This window comes from Actinomyces sp. Marseille-P3109, from assembly GCF_900323545.1.
In the GTDB taxonomy this organism is placed as follows: domain Bacteria; phylum Actinomycetota; class Actinomycetes; order Actinomycetales; family Actinomycetaceae; genus Actinomyces.
The window spans coordinates 874,919-900,161 of record NZ_OOHN01000008.1; the positions used below are offsets into that span (position 1 = coordinate 874,919).

The following is a 25,243-nucleotide window of genomic DNA, read 5'->3' on the forward strand; positions in this document are numbered from 1 at the left end:
GACTCAGAGGAGTCCTGCTCGACGGCGACGTTCAGCATCACGCCGTCGGGCCCAGAGATGCCCGAGGACAACGATCACCAGTGCCAGCGCGATCGTCAGCAACACGATGACGGAGGAAGCGAGAGGTAGCTGCGGCTCTGGGGACGAGGAGTCGAACATCGCCGCCGTCTTGAAGTGGGCGAAGGAGTAGAAGGCAAGCAGGAAACCGACAGTCATCAGTGGCCAGAACGCCGCTGCCGCAACACGCCAATTGTCCTCGCGGCGTCGTGCCGCGCACCAGGGGTCAAGACTCGCCACGTCAATGTCCTCGACCAGCAGGCGGTAGGGCTGCTCCTCTCCGGGAATCGTGGCGGGGTGAGCCAGCAGCATCCGGTCGCACACTCGCATCGATCCGATGATGACGACAGCGGCGATTCCTGAGCCCAGGAGCACGAAGGGAAGAAGAGGTAGTACACCAAGGCGCACGAACGATCCGATGACCAAGGAGCCGAGACCCAGGAAGCAGGCGAAGATGACTGCTCCCTTGGCGGCTCGGCCCCGTGCCTCTCGATGAAGTCTGCTGATGTCTGAGGGATCCGGCCAGGTCGGCCCCATACGGCCGTCACGGGTAGCGCCGCGTGCAACGGTGCCACCGCCCGGATGAGTGATGAGGTCCCGTCGCCGCCCAGCCTCAATGTCCAGAGGACGCGACGAGCCGGGCTCCTGCCCGGACATCTGGGTCAGGACTGTGCGAAGCAGCCCCCACTGCTCCTCTGCGACAAACGGGGGAGTTCGCAGTATCCAGGCCCGGCGGAGGTTGGCACTGGCCAGAAGCACTCCGATCAGCATGAGGATGGTGATCGGGATCAGGAAGATGCTGCGCGGATCGAATCCAGCGGGAGCCGGGGAGCTGGAGAAGGCCAGCCGGAGCTGGAGAAGGCCAGCTGGATCCGCACCGCGATGAAGATGGCGACAGTCACGATGACGAGGCCGAGGAGCCCCTGCACCACGTGGCGGACTGCGCCGGAGCTGACCTGGGCCGAAAGTGCAGCGGATCCAGGATCGTAGGAGCTGATTGCGGTATCGATCACCTGGCGGACGTGCTGCTCGTTAGCGACAGATGCCGGGACGGTGAGACGCTCGCGCACCAGGGGGAGAGTGCTGACCGACGTCAGACCGGACTCGTAGTAGGGGACTCGCCTGGTCCGGTACGGAGAAGGTCTCAGTGGGGAGGAAACCGTGTCGTGAGGCCTTGCCACGCCCGTTTCGCCGGCGTTGTCCACGCCGTAGCTGTGCTGTTCGACTCTGACGACGCGGGCGGGAACTCTCTGCTCGACGGTGATGACGTCACCCTGCCTGCCCACTCGTGCCGAGGGCAGCTTCCAACGGGGGATCGCGGGACCGTGGTGTCGGCTTTCAGGTGCGGGGGCGGTAGTCACTTAGGCTCTTCTCGTCGGGGTACTGCCCTCGAGCATAGGCCCGTGAAATGACCTGGGAGAGGATTGTGAGGGTCTCGTCAAGAGTGAGCCAGGGGAGGGGCGCTAGCATCCTCCTCCATGGACTCCTTTGAGATGACCGTTCCCGCGGATGCTGGTCTGCCCGCACTTGTTCTGTCGGTCCCGACCGGCGACGACATCGACCGCATCGCCGAGATCTGCCAGGAGGCCGACATTCAGGAGTGGACCTTCATCCCCCGCGGCTATCAGCGCAGCGACGCTCAGGCGTTCGTCGAGCAGATCGTGACCAACGGCTGGAGTGAGGGGCGCGAGCTCACGTGGGCGGTTCGTGAGGCCGGCGACGACGGAGCCTCCTCGACCTTCGTGGGAATGCTCGGCATCACCCTGAGTGGCCCTGAGGATGCTCGAACGGGAGAGATCGGCTACTGGCTCACCGCTGCTGCGCGAGGGCGCGGCACTATGACCCGCGCCGTCGCCGCCCTCATTGAAACGGCCTTCGACCCGGACGGCCCCCTGAGCCTGTCCGCGCTGCGGTGGCGCTGCGACATCCATGACTCAAGCCGCGGCCCGGTGCCCAACTGGGCCTCCTGGAAGGTCGCCTGGTCGCTCGGCTTCCAGCGAGAGGGGCAGGTGCGCCGTCTCCTGCTCAATGACGGCCGGCTCCGCGACGGATGGGTCGCCACCCTGCTTCCCGACGACCCTCGCGAGCCGCAAGCGCCCTGGGACGGTCCCGTCAGCGCGGAGGCGGCTTCACTGCCGCTAGTGGCGCACGACGGCGTCGGAGAGCGTGAAGGCGACGACCCCGAGGCCCTCGTGCGGCGCTTCCACCACGTCTACGGACTTCCCGTGCAGACCGACGGCGCCAGCCTTGAGCGCAAGAGCCTGCACATGCGCATGAGCCTCATCGCCGAGGAGTTCGTCGAGCTCGTTGGCGCCGTCTATGGGCAAGCGGCCCGCACCGAGGCCGAGTCGGGCTACCGCCGCGCCGTGGCCGTCGACGACGGTACTCGTGACACCGTCGAGGCTGCTGATGCGCTGGCGGACCTCGTCTACGTCATCTACGGCATGGCCCTGGAGACCGGGATCGACCTGCCGGCCGTGCTCGCAGAGGTTCAGCGCTCCAACATGTCCAAGCTGGGGGCCGACGGCAAGCCGATCTATCGCGAGGACGGCAAGGTCCTCAAAGGTCCGGGTTACTTCGCACCGGACGTGGCCGAGGTGCTCCGCCGCCGGCGTCTGTGCTGAGAAGAGAGCCATCATCGCCGTAACTTGACTGTACGTATAGTACAGTTATGGTCGTGACTCGTTCTCCTGGACTCCGTGCCTGGGCGGCACTGGCCGTCCTGACCCTTGCTGTGACCCTGCTGGCCATCGACTCGACGGTGCTGGCGCTTGCGATTCCCTCGCTGAGCGCGGACCTGGGGCCGACGGCCAGTCAGCTGCTGTGGATCGGTGACATCTACTCCTTCACCCTGGCCGGCCTGCTGGTCACGATGGGCAACGTCGCCGACCGCATCGGTCGGCGACGCCTCCTGCTCATCGGGACCCTCGGTTTCGGGGCGGCCAGCGTCATGGCGGCCTTCGCGCCGAGCGCGGGTGCGCTCATCGCCGCCCGTGCCCTGCTGGGTGTTGGAGGAGCCACGATCATGCCCTCCACCCTGTCCCTCATCCGCAACATCTTCCCCGATGCTCATCATCGTGCCACCGCCATCGCGATCTGGTCGGCCGGCAGCTCCGGCGGCGCCGCCCTGGGGCCATTGGTCGGTGGGGCCCTGCTCGAGCACTTCTGGTGGGGCAGCGTCTTCCTCATCAACGTCCCCGTGATGGCGGCCGTCATCATCACCGGCCTGTGGCTCCTGCCCGAGTCGAAGAACGATCAGGGAGCCCCGGTGGACATGGTCTCCGCGATCCTGTCCGTCCTGGCGATCGTGCCGATCGTCTACGCCGTCAAGTCCTTCGCCCACAACGGTCTGACGGCCCTCGCCGTGGCTGCCCTGCTCGCGGGCCTCGGTGCCGGATGGGTCTTCCTAAGGCGCCAGCGCACGCTGGCCACACCGCTGATCGACGTCGAGCTCTTCAGACGCCCCGCATTCACCTGGGCGATCATCGCCACCGTGCTGGCGATCTTCTCCCTGGCCGGTCTGCTGTACTTCTTCTCCCAGTACCTGCAGCTCGTCCGGGGCTACTCCACGCTCCAAGCGGGTCTGACCGAGCTCCCCACGTCGCTGGCCTCCATCGTCGTTATCGCGGTCGTGGCCGCGGTGGTACGCCGACTCGGAAACGGACGGGCGCTCGGAGGCGGTCTGATTCTGGCAGCAGTGGGCCTCCTTGTCGTTGCCGTGGGAGAGTCCTACGGCGGGATTGTCGTGATATGCATCGGTCTGCTCATCATCGGTGCTGGCGTCGGCCTGGCCTTCACGGTCTCTACCGACGCGGTCCTGGGATCGGTGCCGGCGGACCGGGCCGGAGCAGCCTCCGCCATCTCCGAGACCGGCTTCGAGCTCGGCGTTGCCCTAGGCATCGCGGTGCTGGGAACGATCCAGGACGTCGGCTACCGACTTCTGCTCGGGTCTGCCCCCTCGGGTCTTCCGAGCCAGGTGGTCGACGCCGCTGAGCAGTCGCTGGCGACCCTGTCTGGCGCCATCGATCGTACTGCGCCCGCGCAGGCCCAGCTGATGGCACATGCCCAGACCTCCTTCACTCATGCCATGCAGGCCACGGCCGCTATTGCCGCCGGTATCCTCCTGGTTGCCGGCGTCATGGCCGCACGGCACGTTCCAGCCACGAGTGAAACGAGTGAGGAGGTCTCATGCGAACCTCGAAGCGGGACCGCATTATCACCGGGGCGCTCGAGCTCGCCCATCGCAACGGGTTCGATGCCCTCACCTTCGACGCCCTGGCCGAGCACGTCGGGCTGACCCGTGGCGGGATCATCTACCACTTCCGTACCAAGACCGAGCTCCTGGAGGGTATCGCCGCAGCCTTCCAGGAGCGTTGGTGGGCCGAGGCCCTGGAGGCACTGGGAAAGCCCGTGGAGGAGGCGAGCCGCTCCGAGCGCATTGAGGCTCTGGCCCGCTCCGTCATCGACGGTGCGATCCTGCCTGGTGAGGTCAGCTTCATGCTCTCGACCACGGCGGAGGCCGAGATGATCAAGAATGCCTGGGAAGTGCTGCGTGACGAGTGGGTCGGAGAGGCACCCGAGCTCACCCCGATGCAACGCGTGGCACTGCTGGCCGTGGATGGATGGTGGGCGAACCGCGCCGTCGACAGCCGTAACCAGGACCCCGATGAGCCCGCCATTGCCGATCTCATCGTGTCCCTGGTGGCAGGAAACCGGCCCGACCAGAAGCTCTTCAAGCCGTCCGATAGGGACTAATGACCCACAATTTTCTGCACGTTGTGCTTGAGAAGCCCCCGGCTCGTGGCACGATGGGCCCATGAGCGAGACCACCGACGGCACCGACCTCCCGGAGTCGAACGTCTTCGCCAGGCCATGGCCGCTCGACCTGGGTCTGCCCGGCTTCACGGCCGTGGACCACGCCGATATCGAACCGGCCATCCGTGCCGGGATGGCTGCCGAGCGCCGGGAGTGGGAGGCGATTGCCACCAACGAGGCCGAACCCACGATCGCCAACACCGTCAACGCCCTGGAACGATCCGGTGAGCTGCTGGAGCGGGCGCTGACAGTACTGGACGCCCTGACCTCCGCCACTGACTGCCCGGACCTCGATGAGCTCGAGGAGGTGCTCGCCCCGGAGCTGGCGGCGCACTCCGACGCCTACCATCTCGACTCGCGCCTCTATGAGCGCTTCAAGACGCTCGATGACCTCGTCGCTGCAGCACCCGACGGCGAGGAGACGCGCGACGCCGACGGCGCCGTCATCGACGCCGAGACCGCCCGTCTCATCCGCCTGACCGTTGAGGAGTTCGAACGCAACGGCGTTGGCCTGGACGAGTCGGAGACTGACGCCCTCAAGGAGATCAACGCCCGCGTCAACGCGCTCAAGATGCGTTTCTCCATCCTGGTCACCGAGGCCATGCATGCCGCTGAGGTCTCTAACGTCACGGTGACACCCGCCCTGGCCACCACCCGTCCCCATGCCGCCCGGCTCTCCCTCCTGGACAGGTCCATGAACCGGGGACTGGGCGGACATGACGGCGCCGGCGATACTCGGGACATCGTCCTGGAGCTCGCGGTACTGCGCGCCGAACGAGCTGCCCTCCTGGGCTATCCGCACCACGCCGCCCTCGTGGCGGCGGAGTCGGCGGCCAGGACCACCGACGCGGTCCGCGAGATGCTGGCCCGCCTCACACCGCCCGCCATGGCCAACGCCCGACGCGATGCCCAGATCTATGCCGCCCGTATGGAGAACGACCCTGAGACCCAGGAGGGTGAGACCTTCGGCCCCGCCGACTGGCCCTTTTACGAGGCCGCTGAGCGCAAGGACCGCTTCGGCGTCGACGACGAGGTCCTGGCCCCTTACTTGGAGCTGTGGAGCGTCGTCGTCAACGGAGTCTTCTACGCTGCGAACCGTCTCTATGGCATCACCTTCCACGAGCGTGAGGACCTGGCCGAGCACATGTACGCCCCCGGTGTACGAGTCTGGGAGGTGCATGACGGCGAGGGCCCGGAGGCGCCGGTTCTGGGGCTCTTCGTCGGCGACTACTACGCCAGGGCGGGCAAGTCCGGAGGCGCCTGGATGGACAGTCTCGTCACCGGCTCTACCCTCACCGGTCGCAGGCCGGTCGTCATCAACTGCTGCAACATCGAGCAGCCAACCTCCGGGCCGGCACTGCTGACCTGGGACGAGGTCATCACCTGCTTCCACGAGTTCGGGCACGCCCTGCACGCCCTGCTGTCCGAGACGCGCTACCCCTCTGCCTTCGGGACCGCCGTGCCTCGTGACGTTGTCGAGTTTCCCAGCCAGCTCAACGAGAAGTGGGCACTTCATCCCGAGGTGCTCTCCAGCTACGCCCGTCACGTGGACAGCGGCGGGCCCCTGCCCACTGATCTGGCCAAGCAGCTGCGCGGCCAGGGCTCCTTCGGTCAGGGATACGCCACCACCGAGTACCTGGGGGCGGCCCTGCTCGATCAGGCCTGGCACACCTTGGCACCGGGAGAGGTCCCGGGGGACATCCGCGAGGTGGAGGAGTTTGAGCATCGGGCCCTGGCCGCTGCCGGTGTCAACGACGCGCTCGTCCCCCCACGCTATCGCACCACCTACTTCTCCCACATCTTCGCCGGCGGCTACAGCGCCGCCTACTACGCCTACATCTGGAGCGAGGTCATGGACGCTGATGCCATCGCGTGGTTCACCACCGACGGCGCGATCGGCGGTGACCTCGGCCTGAACCGCAAGGCCGGAGACACGTTCCGCCGAGAGTTCCTCGCTCGCGGCGACTCCCGGGACGCCTCGACCTCCTACCGCGCCTTCACCGGGCGCGACCCCAGCATCCTGCCCCTTCTCAAGCGCCGCGGACTCACCTGACGGACACGGTCCGCGTCTTCACCTCTCATCACCGGAAGGAACACACTATGGCTCGCGTCACCATCGTTGGCGGTGGGTATGGCGGCATCACCGTCGCCAAGGCCCTCGATGACATCGCCGAGGTCACCCTCGTGGAGCAGAAGGACACCTTCGTCAGCCACGCCGCAGCGCTGCGGGCGGTGGTCGACCGGGACTGGGCGGAGAAGATCTTCCTGCCCTACGACCGGCTCCTGACCAACGGGCGCGTCATTCACGGCACGGCGCTGGCCGTTCGCGGCACCACCGTGGAGGTCACCGGGCATGGGCCGATCGAGGCCGACTACCTGGTGCTGGCCACCGGGACCGCCTACCCCTTCCCGGCCAAGCACATGGAGTCCTCCTCCGTCGTCGCCAAGGCCCGCATCGAACGTGTTCACGCCAACCTCGAACAGTCCTCGCGAGTGCTCATCGTGGGAGCCGGCGCGGTCGGCATCGAGCTGGCCGGAGAGATCACCTCGGTCTTCCCGGACATCAAGGTGACCATGCTGGAGGCCGCCGATAGGATCCTGCCCGCCGGTGACTACAAGCCGGAGGTCCGCGAGGCCATCTCCGACCAGCTCACCCAGCGCGGCGTGGAGATCATCACCGGTGACTCCCTCAGCTTCCTGCCCCCGGTCGACGTCGGCGTGCTCTCACCCTTCCGGGTCACCACCCAGGGCGGGCGTCAGCTGGAGGTGGACATGTGGTTCCGCGCCTACGGCTCGGCGGCTGCCACCGGATTCCTCAGCGAGGACTACGACGAGGTGCGCCACTACGACGGCACGATCCGTGTCGACGACTACCTGCGGGTGGTGGACCACCCCGGCGTATGGGCCATCGGCGACATCACCGACGTGCGCGAGTCCAAGCGCGCCGACGCCGCCCGGGCCCACGCCCGAGTCGTGGCCAGCAACATTGCCGACCTCATCGCGGGCCGGGAGCCCAGTACCACCTACACACCCGGGACCGAGCGGATCATCCTGCCCCTTGGGCCCGGCGGTGGAGCCTCCCAGATCCTGCGCGACGGCGTGCGAGTCGTCGTCGGACCTGAGGAGACCAGCAGGATCAAGGGGGAGGATCTCTTCCTGGGCTTCATCCGCAAGGAGCTGGGAGTCGAGCGGGACGCGTGATCACGGCGCAACGCCCTCCCCAGGCATTGCTGCCCACCTGTGCGCCGGGCGGGGGAGAACCGGTAGTGTGTCCCACATGACGAACGACCCGCGGTCCGCGCTCAACCGACTCATTGCCGCCTTCGAGGCGCACCTGGATGCTGCCGCGACCGGTGACGAGCTCTCCCCGGCCGTGGTCGCGGCCGAGAACGCCCTCCAGGACGCCTTCTTCACCTACGACGACTCGCTGTTCACCGCCTACGGCATCGAGCTGCCCTTCGAGGCCTTCGACTCCGACGGCGATGATGAGGATGAGGACTACGACGATGACGGCGAGGACTACGACGACGATAAGGACGAGGACTACGACGATGACGGCGACGATGAGGACGAGGACTACGACGACGAGGACTGACTGAAGTCCTCTCGGTCATTCATCCTTCAGCAGCGGGGTCCGCGCACGATGTGCGCGGACCCCGCGTTGCTTCGCGGTTCAGAAGCGCTCGGGGTAGCCGAGCTGTAACGAGGTGACCTCGTCCAGGGCGTGGCGGATCTGGACCGGAAGCTCCAGGTCAACGGCTGAGAGCACGCCCTGGAGCTGGGCCGGCGTGCGCGCCCCCACGACGGTGGAGGCTATCCCGGCGGCGTCACGGGCCCAGGCCAGCGCCACCTCGGCCGGCTTACGGTCCAGGCCTGAGGCCGCCGTGGCCACGGCCTCGACGACCCCCCGGTGCGGGTCGCCCAGGTAGGGGGACACGTAGGAGCGCAGGTGCGGTGAGGCAGCCCGCGAGTCCGGTGGGATCGTGGCACGGTACTTGCCGGTGAGGACCCCTCGCCCCAGGGGGGCGTACCCCAGGACACCGAATCCCAGGGCCTGGGAAGCGGGCATGAGCTCGCGCTCGATGCCGCGGGAGAGCAGCGAGTGCTCCACCTCGACGGCGGCCAGCCCCGGTCCCCGTCCGCACTCACTGAGCAGGTCGTGCATGCGCACCGACGCCCAGGCCGGGTGGTTGGCAACACCCACGTAGCGGGCGCGCCCGGAGGAGACGGCCAGGCCAAGGGCGTGGGCCGTCTCCTCCAGGGAGGTGGTGGGGTCGGGTACCTGAACCAGCAGCAGGTCGAGGTGGTCGGTGCCCAGGCGGGCCAGGCTGGTGTCGAGCGTGTCCAGCAGCGAGCCGCGGGAGGCGTCGGCCACCGAGGAGCGCTCACCGGTGCGCCAGGTGCGCACCCCGGCCTTGGAGACCAGGACGAGGTCCTGTCGGTCCACGTGCTCGTGCAGGAGCGCACCGATGACCTCCTCACTGACGCCTTCGCCGTAGGAGGCGGCGGTGTCCACGAGGGTGCCCCCGGCATCGAGGAAGATGTCGAGCTGCTCCTTGGCCTCGAGCTCATCGGTGTCCCGGCCCCAGGTCATCGTGCCCAGACCCACGGAGGACACTCGCAGGCCGGTTCGGCCGAGTCTCCTGTGCTCCATAGGCCTAACCGTAGCGGCTCGACCTACTTGCGCACGGTGATGGTCCAGGCCGCGTCGCCGGTGCGCTCGAACTCAGTGACGGTGTAGCCGTTGTCTGCGGCCCAGGCGGGCAGCGTCTGGGTTCCCTGGGTGCAGTCGAATCCGATCACGAGCTCATCTCCGACGTCGAGGTCCTCCATGGCCTCCTCGGCCTCAATGACGGGGAAGGGGCAGACCTGACCGGTGGTCTCCAGAACAGTACGCATGAGTCTCTCCTTGGGGTTGGTGCGGTGTCAGACGGCGGCAGGGACGCGGGCGGCGGCGCGCTTGGCGCGACGGCGCTGCCGGGGGCGGATGAGGATGAACCACGCGGCCGCCCCGACCCCCAGGACCTGGAAGACCAGGGCGGTCCAGCCCTGCCATGACAGAAGGGAGGTCTGCACCAGGGCGTTGCCGATCGAGCAGCCGCCGGCCCACACTGCGCCGATCCCCATGAGGACGCCGCCGATGATGGAGCGCTGGATGACCTGGGCGCTGGGCACACGGACGCGGAACTCGCCGGAGGCCCTGGCAGCGATGTAGGAGCCGAGCAGGATCCCTAGGACCAGGAGCACGCCCCAGTCGAGCCGCTTGGTGTCGCCGGTGACGATGAGCCCTACCAGGTTCGACGACGGCGTCGTGATCCCCAGTCCGTCCAGACGTCCCGAGGCCCAGGAGGCGGGCCAGGCGATGATGGCGACGACTCCCACCAGCAGTCCTGTGACCAGGGGGTTCCACTGCTTCTCCAGCAGCAGGTGGGCCAGGCCCGTGCGCTGTGCGGGCAGCTGGACCTGGGCGGGACGGCTTCGCCCCAGGACGACGAAGCGATGCGCCACCACCGCAGTGACTCCGGCCAGGATGATGACTCCCACCCAGTCCGGTACTCCGATGGTGGCGGGGATGGTGGTCAGGTCGGTGACCCACAGCCCCTTGACCCATTTCGTCACCCCCGACAGGATCCCGGTCTTCGACGCGGCCGCAGTGGTCGCATAGGCCACGAGCGCGAACCAGGATCCGACCAGGCCCTCGCCCGCACGGTAGTAGGTGCCGGTGGCGCAGCCTCCGGCCAGGACGATCCCCACTCCGAAGAGGAAGGATCCGACGACGGTGGCGACCACTGACAATCTGGGGATCTCAGGTGTGATGGAGCCTGCGCCGGTGAGGACGGCGACTCCGACCGCTTGAACGGCGATGGCCAGCAGGAAGGCCGTGAACCAGCGCCAGGAGTGGGAGACCCACAGGTCGCGGAAGGCTCCGGTGATGCAGAAACGGCCTCGTTGAAGGATGAAGCCGAGGACGGCCCCGACGGCGAGACCGGTGAGAATGGTGGGGGATGGCACGGTGTGGTCCTTGTCCGGCTGCTGCTTTCAGGCGCGAGCAGCCTGCGTGAGGACCGGTGACGCAGCACAGGTGAAGGAAGAAGATACAGAGAAGGGCCACGTCATCCGGTGGGGGAGTGAAGTGGGGGCCTGGCTGGACGTGGCTGGCCTGGCACCGCCTCAAGGGTGCCGGGAGCCGGAGAGGACGATCTGTCTGAGACCGCCTCAGAACGCCCGAACCAGGCGGCGCATACACATGCCGGCCCCGCGCGAGGCGGTGCGAGCGGTGTGGGCCTGGGCGACGTTCATGTGCTTCTCCGGTACGAAGTGGTTGGCGACGGTTGTCAACCGCTAGGGACTGTAGCCGAGGGCACGCACCGCAGCAATTCCGGGACGCTGGGTGAGATCAGGCTGCGGCGCGCCGGGCGCTCAGGAGACGGGTGAGCCCGTCGTCGGGGATCTGCGGCGTGGTGCCGCCGAAGAGCGGGCACTGGGCCTGGAAGGAGCACCAGTCGCATAGACGGGAGCGTTGAGGGCGGAAAGAACCGCTGCGGGCGCAGTCCTCGACCTCGTCCCACAGGTGGGCCAGACGGGTCTCGGTCCGCTCCAGCTCGGCCTGTCGAGGATCGTGGGTCAGGACGCGTCCGTCCTTGAGGTAGACCAGCTGGAGCCGGGCCGGTGCTCTCCCGCGCAGCCGCCACAGGACCAGGGCGTAGAAGCGCATCTGGAACAGTGCCTCCTCCATGAAGCGCGTGCCCGGGCTGCGGCCGGTCTTATAGTCGACCACGCGCATGGCGCCGTCGGGCGCCACGTCCAGGCGGTCGACGAAGCCCCGCAGAAGCAGGCCGTCACCGGTCTCGGTCTGGACGAACATCTCACGCTCAGCGGGCTCCAGGCGCTGCGGGTTCTCCAGGGAGAAATAGGTGCGGATGAGTCCGCGAGCCTCCTCCAGCCAGGTCTCCACCTGTGCCGGATCCTCGAACAGCTCCATGACCTCCGGGTTCTTCTCCCGGTGGGACTCCCACTGACCGGGCAGCAGATCAAGGGCCGCATCCGGGCAGCGTTCGGAGGCCGGCAGGTCGTAGAGCCGCTCCAGTACGCCGTGAACGACTGTCCCCTTGTGCGTGGCCAGGGAGCCGGGCTCGGGGAGGCGGTCGACCGTACGCAGGCGGAACATGAGCGGGCACTGCTTGAAGTCCTTGGCCCGCGAGGGAGACAGTGCCGCGCGGCGCCGGTCTCCGTAACCGCGCTGCGGGCCGCCACCGGCGCCTGGGCCGGTGGGCCTGGCGTCTGTGCGGGCGAACGAGCTGGTGACGGTGTGCGACTCACAGGACATAGGGGTGACGCTACCGCGAGGAGGTGACGGGGTGTCGGATATGAAGACGGCTGCTCCACAGCGTGCGCCGTCGGCGGCACAAGAGCCTGCTGTGGCCTCCGAGCAGATGCGGCGAGCCGCCCCCGACGGCGTTAGGCTCACGCCCATGCCTGCCTCCTCATCGACCGGCGAGTGGGTGATCGCCCGCATCGGTGGCGCTCCCGTCGTCATCTCACCGACCTCCCTCCTGCTCGGCCTGCTCATCGCCGGCAGCTGGTACCCACTGGTCTCCGCCGCCCTGGGGGACTTCGGGACCACGACCGTGCTGGCCGTGGTGGTCGCCACGGTCCTGGGCGTGGCCGGCTCGGTCCTCCTGCACGAGCTGGCTCACGGGCTGACCGGCACCCTCATGGGGCGCCGCCCCACTCGCTACGAGCTCTACCTGTGGGGAGGGCGCACGTCCTTCGGGCCGGCGCGCGAGTGGACCGCGTGGAAGGACCTGGCCACCTCCCTGTCCGGCCCGGCCACCAACCTGCTCATCTGGGGCATTGGAACGTTGGTGCAGGACTCCGTCAGTCTGTCGGTTCCCGTCGCCTTCACCATATGGGCCGTGACCCTGGTCAACCTGGCCCTGGCGATCTTCAACGCTCTGCCGGGGCTTCCTCTCGACGGCGGATACGCCCTGGCCGCGCTCGTTGTCCAGGTGACCGGTAATCGCCGGCTCGGTCTCAAAGTGGCCGGCTGGGGAGGGCTCGTCGTGGTCGGCGGTGTCGTGTGGTGGTGGATCCTGCGTCCGCTTCTGCTTCAGGGCCGCCAGCCCGACGCCTTCAACCTCATCCTGGTCGTCATGGTGGGGTGGTCGATCGTGGCCTCCAGCTGGCAGGTCCTCGAGCTCGGAGGAGGTGCCAGGGCCGCCTCGAAACTGGACCTGCGCGAGCTGTCCCGGCCCGTGCACGTCGTCGGACCCGATGCTCCCCTGTCCCAGGCCCGCAAGGCGATTGCCGGTGGAGCCGCCCTGGTTCTGGTGATTGACGGGACCGAGCTCGTGGGTGCGATCGATGAGGCGTCCTTGGACGAGGTCGGGCTGGGTGACACGGCAGACGCCGCCTCCACCGCCGGTGTGACCGCGGGCCAGGTCTGCACGGTGCTGCCGGCAGCGGCGGTGACCACCGAGCTGACCGGGCAGGCGGCCGCCGACGCCATGAAACGGGCCCGGGAGGTCTCTCGTTGGCTGGTCATCGTCGACTCGGGCCACCTGAGCGGAGCCGTGCCCACCGGCGCGCGCTGAGGAGCAACGGCGCCAGCCGGCTCCCCGCTACGCTGGCGGCATGACAGAGCCGGACCCCGGTATCGTGCACCGCACCCACTTCGTCGATAACCGCGCCAACTGGGACGACCGTGCCACCCTCCACGAGGCCTCCGGCTACGGCATCGCCGAGCTTCTCGCCTCGCCCACAGCGCTCACCAAGGACGTCACCGACGACCGGGAGCGCCTGGGGGATCTGGTCGACCTCGACGTCATCCATCTCCAGTGCCACCTGGGGCTCGACACGATCAGCCTGTCCCGGCCGGGGCGGGCCTCGTCCTGGAGGAGGTGAGCGAGACCCGTGTGAGTGCCTGGTGCCGCTGGCCCGACCTCATGGAGCCCTGCGAAGGCGGCTACCGCTTCACAGACCCGGCGATGCGCGACATGCTGCCTCTTCAGCTCGTCGTCGTTGCCCGCCGGCCGGGCGGGCCCCGGCCGTAGGATCTACGCAGGTGCCGCGTCATGGGCCCTGACTACACTGCTCGGTGATGAGCCAGTACGAGTCCGCCCCAGAGCATGATGCCCCCACAGAGCAACCGCCCTCCCGGCGCCCGGACCCTCAGGAGGTCCTGGGGCAGGCGGGCCGTCGCGGCCCCTTCCGCTACGGCGAACGCATCCAGGTCACTGACACCAAGGGCCGCAAGAACACCTTCCTGCTCGACCCCCAGGGCTACTTCCAGTCCGTGCGGGGCTCCTTCTATCACCGGGACGTCGTCGGTCTGGACGAGGGCAGCGTCATCGAGACCGACACCGGCCATGAGCTGCTCCTGCTGCGACCGCTTCTGGCCGACTACGTGCTGTCCATGCCCCGTGGCGCACAGGTGGTCTACCCCAAGGACTCCGGACAGGTCATCGCCATGGGCGACATCTTCCCCGGCGCCCGGGTCCTGGAGGCCGGGGTCGGCTCGGGGGCGCTGACCATGAACCTGCTCTCCGCCATCGGGGAGAGCGGACACCTGCTGTCCATCGAGCGCCGCGAGGACTTCGCCCAGATCGCCGCCTCCAACGTGGACGCCTGGTTCGGCCGTCACCACCCGGCGTGGGAGCTGCGCACCGGGGACTTCGCCGACGTCGTTGCCGCCCGGGTGGAACCGGGCAGCATTGACCGGGTGGTCCTGGACATGCTCGCACCCTGGGAGAACATCGAGGCCGCCTCCTTGGCCCTGGCTCCGGGCGGGCTCTTCCTGACCTATGTCGCCACCGTCACTCAGCTCTCGCGCACCGTGGAGGTCCTGCGTCACAGCGGGCTGTTCACCGAGCCTGAGTCCTGGGAGTCCATGGTCCGCACCTGGAACGTCGACGGGCTGGCCGTGCGTCCCGACCACCGCATGGTGGCGCACACCGGGTTCCTCCTGACCGCCCGTCGCCTGGCCGCCGGATCCCGGCCTCTGACCCGCAAGCGCCCGCCCGCCCGCGGCGCCTACGACGAGGGCGGCTACTGGCTGCCCGACGACGTCAAGGAACGCACCAGCACCGACAAGAAGGTCCGTCGCGTCCTGCGCGACTGCCGGACCAAACAGCCCACTGACGCCACGCCGGTCCAGAGCGGGTGCGCCGATGAAGACCAGGACGGCGATGATGTCTGAGACCCCCGAGGCAGGAGCTGGGAGGTCTCAGTCCCTGGGCATGCCGGCCAAGGACTTCAGCAGCCACCAGCTGCGCGAGGCCCGCGCCCAGGCCGTGAGCCTGGCCACCAAGAACGAGCGTCTCGTCGCCGCCCTGGGCACGGCCCGCGAGCGCATCACCGAGCTCGGCCAGCAGCTCGACGCCGTCACCCGCCCCCCAGTCACCCTGGGGCTGCTTACCGGCCTGCCCGGAGCAAGGAGCGCCGGGGACGAAGCCTCCCAGGAGCGCGAGGTCGCCGTGAGCCTGTCGGGTCGCCAGATGCTCCTGCACGTCCACCCCGCCGTGGACGACGCCGATCTCCAGGTCGGACGGCTCGTGGCCGTCAACGACCAGATGCTCGTCGTCTCCACCCTGCCGGAACCGCAGACCGGCGAGGCCGTCACCCTCGAGGAGACCCTCGATGACGCCCGCGTTCTGGTGACCACCGGTGGGGGAGATACCCGGGTCCTAGCACTGTCCTCCTCACTGCTCCGCCTCACCGGGGCCGGTGAGGGGCTCAAGCCCGGCGATACCCTGGCCGCCGACCTACGAGCCGACATCGCCACAGCTCTCATCGAGCGCACCAGCGTCGAGCAGCTCGTCGTCGCCGAGACCCCTGACGTCTCCTGGGCGGATATCGGGGGACTGGGCCCCCAGATCGAGGAGATCCGCGACGCCCTCGAGCTGCCCTTCACCCACCCGGATCTCTTCCAGGCCTATGGGCTGCGCGCCCCCAAGGGACTCCTGCTCTACGGCCCGCCCGGCTGCGGCAAGACCCTCATCGCCAAGGCCGTCGCCACCTCACTGGCCGGATCCGGAGGTGGTTCCGGCTCAAGGAGCCGCTCGGCCGCGTTCCTCAACATCAAGGGCCCTGAGCTGCTGAGCAAGTTCGTCGGTGAGACCGAGCGGCAGATCCGCGCCATCTTCGACCAGGCACGCAAGGCCGCCGCTGAGGACCGGCCGGTGGTCATCTTCTTCGATGAGATGGAGGCCCTTTTCCGCACCCGCGGCACCGGTGTGTCCTCCGACGTCGAGACCATGATCGTGCCTCAGGTCCTGGCGGAGATCGACGGCGTGGAGTCCCTGCGCAACGTCGTCATCATCGGTGCCTCCAACCGGGAGGACATGATCGACCCCGCGATCCTGCGCCCCGGACGCCTGGATGTGAAGATCCGCGTCGACCGGCCCGATGAGACCGGGGCCGAGGAGATCCTCGCCCGGCACCTGACCGCCGGACTTCCCCTGGCCCCGGCGGAGCTGGCGGCCCATGAGGGAGACCGCGAGGCAACGGCCGCCTCCCTGCGCCGCGTCGTCGTCGAGACCCTCTACGCCCGCAACGAGGCCACCGCGGTCCTGGAGATCACCGAGGAGAACGCGGATGCCATCACCTCCCGTACCCTCCACCTGGCCGATCTGGTCAGTGGCGCCATGCTGGCCGCCGTCGTCTCCCGGGCCAAGACCGCCTCCATCAAGGACGAGCTCGCCGGGGGAGAAGGGGGACTGAGCACGGACAGGCTGCGCTCGGCCGTCGAGGTCGAGGCCCGGCAGAACGAGGAGATCACTGGCGCCACAACGCCCGAGGGCTGGGCCCGACTCATCGGCGCCCGTGCCTCGCAGATCCGCGCCGTGCGCAGGCTCGGGAAGGAGAACGTATGAACAGCGTGGGCTTTCAGCCGGGACCGGTGACACGCCCCGTCGGCCTGGAGACCGAGTTCGGGGTCCTGCGCCCGGGCGACCCTTATGCCAACCCCGTGGTCCTCTCCAGCCAGGTCGTGGAGGCCTACTGCGCCGCTGCGGACGTGTCCGCGGTGCGATGGGACTACGAGGGGGAGGACCCTCTGGCCGATTTGCGCGGTGGAAGGCTTCAGCGGTCGGTTGCCCATCCCAGTCAGCTCACCGACGACCCCACGCGTCCGGCGCCGTCGGGTGACGCCCCACCGCCAGCTCCTTGGGGCTCACGCGCTCGCCCCAGCGCCGCCGAGGCGGCGCTGCCCCAGGCGACAACAGCGGTTCTCGTCAACGGGGCCCGTCTTTACGTGGACCACGCCCACCCCGAGTACTCCTCGCCGGAGGTCCTTACCCCGCACGACGCCCTGGTCTGGGACCGCGCCGGGGAAGTGGTCGCCCGACGCGCCATGGCAGCTGTGGGTGACGGTGGTCTGGGCGTTGGTGAGCCGGCGGAGATCGTCCTGTACAAGAACAATGTCGACGGCAAGGGCGCCGCTTACGGCTCCCATGAGAACTATCTCGTGCGGCGCGAGCTGCCCTTCGAGGAGCTGGCCGCGGTCCTCACCCCCTTCCTCGTCACCCGGCCCGTGCTTGTGGGCGCCGGGAGGGTCGGCATCGGCCAGCGCAGTGAGCGGCCCGGTTTCCAGATCAGTCAGCGAGCCGACTACGTCGAGTCCGAGATCGGTCTGCAGACCACCTTCAACCGCCCCATCGTCAACACCCGGGACGAGCCTCACGCCGACAGCACGCACTGGCGGCGCCTGCACGTCATCAACGGGGACGCCAACCGCTTCGACGTCCCCATCTACCTCAAGGTCGCCACCACCGACCTGCTCCTGTGGTTCCTGGAGCAGGCTCACAGCACCGGGGCGTTCAAGGATGCTCTGACCGAGCTGAGCCGGCTGGCGATCACCGCAGACCCCGTCGAGGAGCACTGGGCCGTCTCCCACGACCCCACCCTCACCTACGAGCTGACCACGCGAGCCGGGGCCATGAGCGCCCTGGCGATCCAGCGCGCCTACCTGGAGGTCATCAGTCCCGCCGTGAGGCGAGCTGGAGACCCGGAGTCGCAATATGCCCTGGACATGTGGCGCCGGAGCCTCGTCGCCCTGGAGCAGTGGAGTCGCGATGGTTCCGGTCCAGCGGCCCATATGGTGGAGTGGGTCGCCAAGTACGAGCTCTGCGAGGGACTGCGCCGCCGGTCGGGAACCGGCTGGGACGATCCTCGCCTGGCCGCTCTCGATATTCAGTGGGCTGACCTGCGTCCGGGATGCTCAGTGGTTGACAAGCTCGACGCGGCAGGTCGGATCCACCGTCTGGTCACCGAGGCCGAGGTCGAGCGAGCCGCCGACAGACCACCCGAGGGCACGCGTGCCACCATCCGCGGAACTGCCATCAACCGTCACCCGCAGATCGTGGGCGCGTCCTGGACCTGTCTGGTTCTTGACGTTCCCGGCCGCCCCGAGCTGTTGCGCCTGCGGCTGCCCGACGACGTCGCCGTCGGCCCGGATGAGACGGCAACCATCCTGGAGGAAATTGGTCGTCGGGCGGCACCTGAGAGACACTGAGGCCCACAGCGCCGTCCAGCGACGCGCTGGATGAAAGGACGAGCAGAAGGAGCAGAGCATGACGCCGCAACACGCCAATCGGTCTCAGGGACAGGTTCGTCGCGCCGGCGTCGAGTCCACTGTCGAGGGCATAGAGGAGCAGAACGGCACCACCATCTCGGCCCGGAGCACGTCGGCGCTCCAGACCAGCGACGTCGACAGCATCCTGGACGAGATCGACTCGGTCATCGAGACCAACGCCGCTGCCTTCGTCCAGGGCTTCGTCCAGAAGGGCGGCCAGTGAGCATGAGCGGCTCCCGCTCCCCGGCACGCCGCATCATCGGGGTGGAGACCGAGTACGGCATCACCTGTGCTCCCGTCGGGGACGGTCCACCACCGCTGGACGCCGACCACGCCGCTCGTGAGCTCTTCGAGCCGGTGGTTCAACGCTCGCGCTCCTCGAACGTCTTCACCCGCGGTGGTGCCCGCCTCTACCTGGACGTCGGCTCCCACCCTGAGTTCGCCACCGCCGAGTGCGACCGTCTTGAGGACCTGCTCGCCCAGGACCGTGCCGGCGAGCTGGTCATGGCTGACCTGGCTCAGCAGGCCAACACCCGCCTGACCGCCGCCGGCGTGCCCGGGCGGATCCACCTGCTGAAGAACAACCGCGATGCCGAGGGCAACGGTTTCGGCTGCCACGAGAACTACCTCGTGCGCCGCCGCGGGGACTTCTGGAATGATGCACGCACCCTCGTCCCGCACCTGGTGACCCGGCAGATCCTCGTCGGCGCCGGCCATATCGTGAGTAGCGACGACGCACGTCCCACCGGCACCAGCCCCGGCGGCTACGTCTTCTCCCAGCGGGCCGACCAGATGTGGGATGCCGTCTCCTCAGCCACGACCCGTGCCAGGCCACTGATCAACACCCGGGACGAGCCCCACGCCGACGCCGAGCGCTACCGGCGCATGCACGTCATCGTCGGAGACTCCAACATCGCCCAGGGATCCACCCTGCTCAAGGTGGCGGCCATGGACCTGCTCCTTGACTACCTGGAAAGCGGCGGAGACCTGAGCGACCTGGCTCTGTCCGACCCCATGCGCGCTATCCGGGACACCTGTCACGACCTGAGCGGACGTGCGCTCCTGGAACGCGTCGACGGCCGTACCATCACGGCGGTGGAGATGCAGGCCGAGCACCTTGAGCGGCTGCGCAACCACGTTGCAGGTGACATGGAGCTGACCGACCTGCACGCCGCCGCGCTGGATCTGTGGGAGCGGGGTCTGGAGGCGGTCCGCCTCCAGGAGCCGGAGCGTGTGGCCACGGAGCTGGACTGGGCGGCCAAGCACCAGCTGGTGACCCGCTACTGTCAGCGCTACGGTGCCGACCTGACAGACCCGAGAGTGACCCGTTTGGCACTGGCCTATCACGATGTCTCACCCGAGCAGGGACTGCGCCAACGCCTCGAGAGTGCGGGCATGCTGCGCCGTTTCGTCGACGATGAGGCCTGCCAGCGGGCAATGAGCACCCCACCCGCCTCGACGCGCGCGCACCTGCGCGGCGCGGTCGTGGCCAGAGCCGAGGACCTGCGCCGCGACCTGACCGTCGACTGGGTGGGAATTCGACTCGATGACGGTGCCTCATCGACTGTTACCCTAAATGACCCCTTCTGCGCTGCGGACGAGCGCATCGACGCGCTCCTGGAGAGCATGGAGCACTCGACGACCGACCTCCCCACCGGGGTCTGAGCGGAAACGTCCACGACACCGGTGAGGCGACAGACGGAAGACGCAACATGAGCAGTACCTCTACACCAGATCCCGGCGCAGGCGCGCCCCTGACCCGGCGCCAGCGTCGTGCGCTCGAACGCGCTCAGGAGATGGCACAGCAGGCTCAGTTGGACGCGAAGACTGAGCATCTGTCAGCACTTCCGCAGTCTCCAGCCGCGGCGCAGACCGTGAGCACGCCGGTGCCGTCGTCGGATGCCGGGCCCGCAGCTCCGCAACCGCCTGTTGCCGTCTCGCCCCTGAAGGAGGGACAGCGTCCATGGCGGCCCACTGACCGCGGCGCAGCGTCTGGGAGGACGGAGACCGGTGACCGCAGCGATCACAGTGAGGACCGTACTGGTGGCCGCGGAGATGATGCCGGTGGGCCTGGCCGGGTAAGTGAGGAATGGGCCGATCTGGCCGACGGCGCCGAGGCCGCGCGACCGCGGCGCACGCTGGGGGGCCCATTCGGCCGTACGCCCAGGGGGCCTCTGGCCGTCGCCCTGGTCGGTGTCGTCATCCTTGCGATGATCCTTGTTCCCCTGGCCGTCAACAAGTTCGTCACCGGCAGGAACGGCTCTGGCGTCAGCACCGTTGCCCAGTCGACGGTGCTGGATGGGAACGCTCCCCTGAACCAGGTGCTGACGATCAGCGGGCGACTCGGTTCGGGATCGGCGCCCTCCGTTGCCCTGACCAATGACGCCTCGTTGTCAGCTCCCGGCTCCGTCATCACCGATGTTGTCGAGACCGGGCAGGGGCGCGTGGTCTCCGAGGGGTCGCCGGTCGTCCTGCAGGTCTCCCAGTTCTCCGGTCTTGACGCGCGCAACACGACCGGCAATCCCGACGGTTACACCCTGTGGAAGGGCACGCTGGGAGTCTCCGAGGTAGGAGCCGACGTCGACGCGGCCGTCTCCGGCCAGCGCGAGGGGACTCGCGTTGTCCTTCGTGCTCCCACCGAGGAGAAGGACGGCTCAAGGACCACCGAGATCACCGTCGTCGACATCCTCCCCACCACGGCGACCGGGGAGACTCAGGAGCCCGCCGCCGGCACACCCACCGTCACCGAGGGAGCGGACGGCGCCATCACCGTGAGCAGCGCCGGCCTGCCGGCCCCCACCCGCGCAGCCACCGCGGTCCTCATCAAGGGCACCGGGCCCCAGATCCGCCCCCAGGACAGGCTCATCGCCCGCAGCACAATGGTCAGCTGGTCCACCGGCCAGACGCTCGGAGAGTCGTACTTCGGCTACCAGAAGGCCCCTGAGACACTCGATATGAGCAACGCGCTGGTGGGTGTCTCCCAGAACCTCGTCGACATCACGGTCGGTTCACGAGTGGTGCTCTCCCTCCCGGCGGAGCAGGCTCAGGGAACGGAACCCGTCGTCGTCGTCATTGACGTCCTGGCCATCGACCCCGCTAAGGCCCCCCGGTCGGCCGGGACGCAGAGCGGCGCGCCAACCGCCTCGCCCCAGCCCTCAGCATCTCCTCAACCCACGACCCAGGACAACTCATGAGTGTCGCCATCCGTATCATCCCCTGCCTGGACGTCAAGGACGGTCGTGTCGTCAAGGGCGTGAACTTCCAAGGGCTGAAGGATGCCGGAGACCCAGTGGAGCTGGCGGCCCGTTACGACGCCCAGGGCGCCGACGAGATCACCTTCCTGGACGTGTCGGCCTCCCACGAGGGGCGATCCACCATGCTGGACGTGGTGTCCCGCACCGCGGAGCAGGTGTTCGTACCACTCACCGTCGGTGGGGGAGTGCGCTCCGTCGAGGACGTCGACCAGCTTCTGCGAGCGGGTGCGGACAAGGTCGGCATCAATACCGCCGCCATCGCTCGTCCTGAGCTGCTGGAGGACGTGGCGCAGCGCTTCGGCAACCAGGTGGTTGTCCTATCTGTGGACGCACGCCGTTGCCCGGCCGGTGTCACCACCGCGTCCGGCTATGAGGTCACCACTCACGGGGGACGGACCTCAACCGGTATCGACGCCGTCGCCTGGGCGGTTCAAGGGGCCGGGCTCGGTGCCGGAGAGATCCTTCTGAATTCCATGGACGCCGACGGCGTCACCAGCGGCTTCGACACCGAGATGATTGACGCCGTGCGCCAACAGGTTCAGGTCCCCCTCATCGCATCCGGTGGTGCCGGGCGCCCCGAGGACTTCGCCGTCGCCGCCGAGCACGGCGCCGACGCCGTTCTGGCCGCCTCGGTCTTCCACTACGGAGCCATGACCATCACTGACGCCAAGAACGCGCTACGGGATGCGGGCCATCCGGTGCGTTGAATGTATCTACCTGGGCAGCCGGACACGTGGTCTTGGAGATGCGGATATTCCCTGACGGGGGATCGTCCTGGAGGCTATATCCAATGTTTCGGGGCCGCAGGCTCGGGCTGCGGTGGATCGAGACGAGGTCGCTAGTAAAGGAAGTTCATTCATAGGGTATGCGATCGGAACTGCCATTTTTCTATAGCGCGTGAGCGGGTCGATGTCCACGTTGTCCACGCTGTCCACACTGCGGGCATGGTCGGCTCCATGGGCGATGTGACTGGCGAACAGCCCTGCGCAAACCCGGTTGAGGTTTGCGCGGCGAAGTGTTGAGTGAGGGGTGTCACGATGGGTCTTTCTCCCCATGGGGAGGTGCGGGGACTCTCGTGATGCGCTGCGCGAAATCTTGTAGCCTGAACGTCGTAGTTGACCCACTCGGAGGAACAGTGAATGGCGTGAACCCGTATCCGGGGAGCCCCTACCAGCAAGGAGGTGCCGGCAGCCAGGATTCTCTGTCTGCTCAAGGGTATCCTTCCTCAGATCAAACTAGCTCACTTGCCGGCCAGTCAGGATATTACAGTGCTGGTTACTCGGGTGGACAGTCAGACCCGTTCCTGAATCCTCCTGAAAGCCAGGTGCTACCTTATTCGGGGCCGCTTCAGCAGTCTTATGGTCAGCCATATAGTCAGCAGCATCCCTACCCCCAGGCTCCTTACGGGCCTTATGTCCCGTACGGTCAAAGTGTGTACGGGGGCGGGGTTTATGATCCGCGTCGCCATGAGGGTGATATGTTGGGCGGCTGGGCGCTCGGGCTCGGTCTTGCGAGCATACTCATGGGTTGTCTGTATTTCGGTGCTCTTTTGGGTGTCCCGGCGATCATCCTGGGTGTCAAAGGCATGCGCGCCGCTGATGAGGGGCGTGCGACAAACAAGGGAATATCCATCGCGGGGGTGGTGCTGGGCAGCATCGGTTCTGCGGTCAGCATCTTCTTTATTCTCTTTTTATTCCTGGCGTACCTCGGTTCGCAGTAGATCCGGAGCTTCCTGTTGAGTATGGATAAGAGCATGTATCGGGACGCTGGGCGTAGCGGTCCCGGCCACCGGATCGGCATGGGGCTCCTCATGGCTCTCTCCGTCGTGCCGGGCGGGCTCATCGTTCTGCGGGCTCTGACTCTGCCTCGTAGCTCTCCGGGGCTTCCGGACCTCTGCCCGCTCCACCGGCTCACAGGAATGTGGTGCCCTTTGTGCGGCGGCACAAGGGCGACTCGGGAGCTCATCCACGGCGACCTGTGGGGTGCGCTCGGCTACAACCCCTTCGCCCTTGTCGTGGAGGCGCTGGCGGTTCTCCTGGTGGCGCGCTGGCTGGTCGCCTCGGCTCACGGTCGTCGCCGGCAGCTCATCACGGGGCGAGAGGGAATAATTCTTGGCGTGGCCTGTGCCGCTTTCGCCGTGGTGCGCAACCTGCCCGGCATGTGGATCTACCTCGGTCCGCTGCTCGGTCCTCCAGGATGAGGAGCCAGCAGCATGCATAATGCAGCCGTGGCTCTCGATTCCGACATCTCCTCGCGTCTCAAGCGAAACGCGGACGGCCTGGTGTGCGCCGTCGTCCAGCAGCACGACTCGCGTGAGGTCCTCATGGTGGGCTGGATGGACGACGAGGCGCTCCGGCGCACCCTGACCGAAGGGCGGGTGACCTTCTGGTCGCGGTCTCGTGGCGAGTACTGGCGCAAAGGGGATACCTCCGGACACGCGCAGTACGTCAAGGCCGTCCACCTGGACTGTGACGGAGACGCCCTGCTGGTGGAGGTCGACCAGGTGGGCGCGGCCTGCCACACCGGTGAGCACACCTGCTTCCTGGCTGGTGGTGACCTCGGGGCCCGGCCCGGTGAGCGCCCCGGCTGATCCGGGCGGGGAGTGCCCTCGGGCGATTTGCAACAGAGGCCCCCGGGCCGTCACGATGGTACAGAAAGGCGTTCTCAGGGAGCGCCCGCAGGCGAGATCGAGGAGGTGAGTGATGACCTCGTTCGAGGCGATGGTGGCTGACGCCAGGATGGCCGCCGACCGTCGCGCCGCGCGTGTTCCCCTCACTCGTCTACGTGAGGCCTCGCGTCTTGCCCCCAGCGCCATCAGTGCTCTGTCCAGCCTGCGTGCCGATGACCGGGCGGTGACGGTCATCGCGGAGGTCAAACGCTCCACCGCCACCTTCGCCGATCTCAGTGGTGTCGGCGCCCCAGGAGTCCTGGCCTGCTTCTATGCCGCAGGAGGAGCTGCCTGTGTCTCGGTGGTCACCGGCCCAAGCAGTACACGAGGCTCTCTGAAGGATCTGGATGCCGTCAGGGCGGCAGTGGATCTCCCGGTCCTCGCCAACGATCTCGTGGTGACCCCGTACCAGGTGCATGAGGCCCGGGCACACGGTGCCGATCTGCTCATGCTCGACGCCCGTCTTGAGGCCCTGGTTCTGGAAGGACTCATCGAGCGGGTCCACTCCCTGGGGATGAGCGCCGTCGTCGAGGCCCGTACCCGTCGTGAGGCGCTGACCGCGGTCGATGCGGGCGCTCGCATCATTGCCATTGACACCCGCGACCCCGACACCCTGGTCGTTGACTGCGGCCTGTTCGACCAGGTCACTGACGTTCTTCCCACCCAGGTCACACGCATCGCAGCTGGGGGAGTGCGAGGACCCCATGACGTCATGAGCTTCGCCCGCTGCGGCGCTGACGTCGTACTCGTCGGTGAGGCGATCATCCGTTCCACCGATCCCCAGCAGTTCGTCGCTGAGCTGGTCGCCGCCGGCGCCCACCCAGCACTGATCCCCTCCGCCCATCGAGAGGTCCTCTGAGTGCCTGTCACTGCGTT

Annotated in this window: 27 protein-coding genes; 20 read left to right on the forward strand and 7 right to left on the reverse strand. The window is 67.8% G+C overall.

All coding sequences use genetic code 11. The features are described 5' to 3' along the window. Window positions 1-3: 3 nt before the first annotated feature. Entirely contained in the window at window positions 4-828 is an 825-nt protein-coding gene (locus tag BQ8008_RS13605; protein WP_234415219.1) for a hypothetical protein, read from the reverse strand. A gap of 17 nt (window positions 829-845) precedes the next feature. Further along, window positions 846-1,418, reverse strand: a complete 573-nt coding sequence (locus tag BQ8008_RS13610) for a hypothetical protein (RefSeq protein WP_234415220.1) — start codon at window positions 1,416-1,418, stop codon at window positions 846-848. A gap of 117 nt (window positions 1,419-1,535) precedes the next feature. On the opposite strand from BQ8008_RS13610, the gene BQ8008_RS04135 reads away from it, so the two are divergent. The 6 genes from BQ8008_RS04135 to BQ8008_RS04160 all read left to right on the forward strand — a co-directional run bounded on the left by BQ8008_RS04135 (window position 1,536) and on the right by BQ8008_RS04160 (window position 8,467). Beyond that, window positions 1,536-2,681 carry a bifunctional GNAT family N-acetyltransferase/nucleoside triphosphate pyrophosphohydrolase family protein gene (locus tag BQ8008_RS04135; protein ID WP_108832922.1) on the forward strand — a complete coding sequence of 382 codons (1,146 nt, stop codon included), beginning with the start codon at window positions 1,536-1,538 and terminating at the stop codon, window positions 2,679-2,681. A gap of 47 nt (window positions 2,682-2,728) precedes the next feature. Further along, on the forward strand, window positions 2,729-4,354 hold the full coding sequence (locus BQ8008_RS04140) for an MFS transporter (protein WP_234415221.1): 1,626 nt from the start codon (window positions 2,729-2,731) through the stop codon (window positions 4,352-4,354). Beyond that, window positions 4,246-4,812 carry a TetR/AcrR family transcriptional regulator gene (locus BQ8008_RS04145; RefSeq protein WP_108832923.1) on the forward strand — a complete coding sequence of 189 codons (567 nt, stop codon included), beginning with the start codon at window positions 4,246-4,248 and terminating at the stop codon, window positions 4,810-4,812. Before BQ8008_RS04140 ends, BQ8008_RS04145 begins: the two co-directional genes overlap by 109 nt. A gap of 61 nt (window positions 4,813-4,873) precedes the next feature. Beyond that, window positions 4,874-6,925 carry a M3 family metallopeptidase gene (locus BQ8008_RS04150; protein WP_108832924.1) on the forward strand — a complete coding sequence of 684 codons (2,052 nt, stop codon included), beginning with the start codon at window positions 4,874-4,876 and terminating at the stop codon, window positions 6,923-6,925. Window positions 6,926-6,972: 47 nt separating this feature from the next. After that, window positions 6,973-8,073, forward strand: coding sequence for an NAD(P)/FAD-dependent oxidoreductase (locus tag BQ8008_RS04155; RefSeq protein ID WP_108832925.1), 1,101 nt, complete (start codon window positions 6,973-6,975; stop codon window positions 8,071-8,073). Between the two features lie 76 nt (window positions 8,074-8,149). After that, window positions 8,150-8,467: a DNA primase gene (locus BQ8008_RS04160; RefSeq protein WP_108832926.1), complete on the forward strand. Its 318-nt coding sequence runs from the start codon at window positions 8,150-8,152 to the stop codon at window positions 8,465-8,467. 78 nt (window positions 8,468-8,545) lie between these two features. Here BQ8008_RS04160 and BQ8008_RS04165 read toward each other — a convergent pair whose 3' ends face one another. From BQ8008_RS04165 to BQ8008_RS04180, 5 genes are all read right to left on the reverse strand, one after another. After that, window positions 8,546-9,526: an aldo/keto reductase gene (locus tag BQ8008_RS04165; protein WP_108832927.1), complete on the reverse strand. Its 981-nt coding sequence runs from the start codon at window positions 9,524-9,526 to the stop codon at window positions 8,546-8,548. 23 nt (window positions 9,527-9,549) lie between these two features. After that, window positions 9,550-9,771: a sulfurtransferase TusA family protein gene (locus BQ8008_RS04170; RefSeq protein WP_108832928.1), complete on the reverse strand. Its 222-nt coding sequence runs from the start codon at window positions 9,769-9,771 to the stop codon at window positions 9,550-9,552. Window positions 9,772-9,798: 27 nt separating this feature from the next. After that, entirely contained in the window at window positions 9,799-10,884 is a 1,086-nt protein-coding gene (locus tag BQ8008_RS04175) for a YeeE/YedE family protein (RefSeq protein ID WP_108832929.1), read from the reverse strand. Window positions 10,885-11,088: 204 nt separating this feature from the next. Beyond that, complete coding sequence (locus BQ8008_RS13900; protein ID WP_267896210.1) at window positions 11,089-11,211, reverse strand: hypothetical protein; 123 nt, start codon at window positions 11,209-11,211, stop codon at window positions 11,089-11,091. Between the two features lie 58 nt (window positions 11,212-11,269). Then, window positions 11,270-12,199 carry a RecB family exonuclease gene (locus BQ8008_RS04180; RefSeq protein ID WP_234415222.1) on the reverse strand — a complete coding sequence of 310 codons (930 nt, stop codon included), beginning with the start codon at window positions 12,197-12,199 and terminating at the stop codon, window positions 11,270-11,272. A 145-nt stretch (window positions 12,200-12,344) separates the two neighbouring features. On the opposite strand from BQ8008_RS04180, the gene BQ8008_RS04185 reads away from it, so the two are divergent. From BQ8008_RS04185 to BQ8008_RS04245, 14 genes are all read left to right on the forward strand, one after another. Next, complete coding sequence (locus tag BQ8008_RS04185; RefSeq protein ID WP_108834652.1) at window positions 12,345-13,466, forward strand: CBS domain-containing protein; 1,122 nt, start codon at window positions 12,345-12,347, stop codon at window positions 13,464-13,466. Between the two features lie 40 nt (window positions 13,467-13,506). Beyond that, entirely contained in the window at window positions 13,507-13,776 is a 270-nt protein-coding gene (locus tag BQ8008_RS13415; RefSeq protein ID WP_199907930.1) for a hypothetical protein, read from the forward strand. Continuing rightward, the gene (locus tag BQ8008_RS13420; RefSeq protein ID WP_199907931.1) at window positions 13,773-13,925 is read left to right on the forward strand and encodes a hypothetical protein; all 153 of its coding nucleotides are present in this window, start codon (window positions 13,773-13,775) and stop codon (window positions 13,923-13,925) included. Before BQ8008_RS13415 ends, BQ8008_RS13420 begins: the two co-directional genes overlap by 4 nt. 47 nt (window positions 13,926-13,972) lie before the next feature. Then, on the forward strand, window positions 13,973-15,070 hold the full coding sequence (locus tag BQ8008_RS04195) for a tRNA (adenine-N1)-methyltransferase (protein WP_108832930.1): 1,098 nt from the start codon (window positions 13,973-13,975) through the stop codon (window positions 15,068-15,070). After that, the gene (arc, locus tag BQ8008_RS04200) at window positions 15,063-16,745 is read left to right on the forward strand and encodes a proteasome ATPase (RefSeq protein WP_108832931.1); all 1,683 of its coding nucleotides are present in this window, start codon (window positions 15,063-15,065) and stop codon (window positions 16,743-16,745) included. The genes BQ8008_RS04195 and arc overlap by 8 nt, the downstream gene beginning before the upstream one ends. Next, entirely contained in the window at window positions 16,742-18,385 is a 1,644-nt protein-coding gene (locus tag BQ8008_RS04205) for a proteasome accessory factor PafA2 family protein (protein ID WP_108832932.1), read from the forward strand. Before arc ends, BQ8008_RS04205 begins: the two co-directional genes overlap by 4 nt. Window positions 18,386-18,443: 58 nt before the next feature. Beyond that, window positions 18,444-18,668, forward strand: a complete 225-nt coding sequence (locus BQ8008_RS04210) for a ubiquitin-like protein Pup (protein ID WP_108832933.1) — start codon at window positions 18,444-18,446, stop codon at window positions 18,666-18,668. Window positions 18,669-18,670: 2 nt separating this feature from the next. Beyond that, window positions 18,671-20,110 carry a Pup--protein ligase gene (gene pafA, locus BQ8008_RS04215; protein ID WP_199907932.1) on the forward strand — a complete coding sequence of 480 codons (1,440 nt, stop codon included), beginning with the start codon at window positions 18,671-18,673 and terminating at the stop codon, window positions 20,108-20,110. A gap of 545 nt (window positions 20,111-20,655) precedes the next feature. Then, window positions 20,656-21,639 carry a hypothetical protein gene (locus BQ8008_RS04220; RefSeq protein WP_108832935.1) on the forward strand — a complete coding sequence of 328 codons (984 nt, stop codon included), beginning with the start codon at window positions 20,656-20,658 and terminating at the stop codon, window positions 21,637-21,639. Then, entirely contained in the window at window positions 21,636-22,406 is a 771-nt protein-coding gene (hisF, locus tag BQ8008_RS04225) for an imidazole glycerol phosphate synthase subunit HisF (RefSeq protein WP_108832936.1), read from the forward strand. Before BQ8008_RS04220 ends, hisF begins: the two co-directional genes overlap by 4 nt. 437 nt (window positions 22,407-22,843) lie before the next feature. Next, on the forward strand, window positions 22,844-23,419 hold the full coding sequence (locus tag BQ8008_RS13615) for a DUF4190 domain-containing protein (protein ID WP_234415223.1): 576 nt from the start codon (window positions 22,844-22,846) through the stop codon (window positions 23,417-23,419). A gap of 90 nt (window positions 23,420-23,509) precedes the next feature. Further along, window positions 23,510-23,899, forward strand: coding sequence for a DUF2752 domain-containing protein (locus tag BQ8008_RS04235; RefSeq protein WP_108834655.1), 390 nt, complete (start codon window positions 23,510-23,512; stop codon window positions 23,897-23,899). Window positions 23,900-23,911: 12 nt separating this feature from the next. Next, window positions 23,912-24,289: a phosphoribosyl-AMP cyclohydrolase gene (hisI, locus tag BQ8008_RS04240; RefSeq protein WP_108832938.1), complete on the forward strand. Its 378-nt coding sequence runs from the start codon at window positions 23,912-23,914 to the stop codon at window positions 24,287-24,289. A 112-nt stretch (window positions 24,290-24,401) separates the two neighbouring features. Next, complete coding sequence (locus BQ8008_RS04245; RefSeq protein WP_108832939.1) at window positions 24,402-25,226, forward strand: indole-3-glycerol phosphate synthase TrpC; 825 nt, start codon at window positions 24,402-24,404, stop codon at window positions 25,224-25,226. Window positions 25,227-25,243 lie beyond the last annotated feature (17 nt).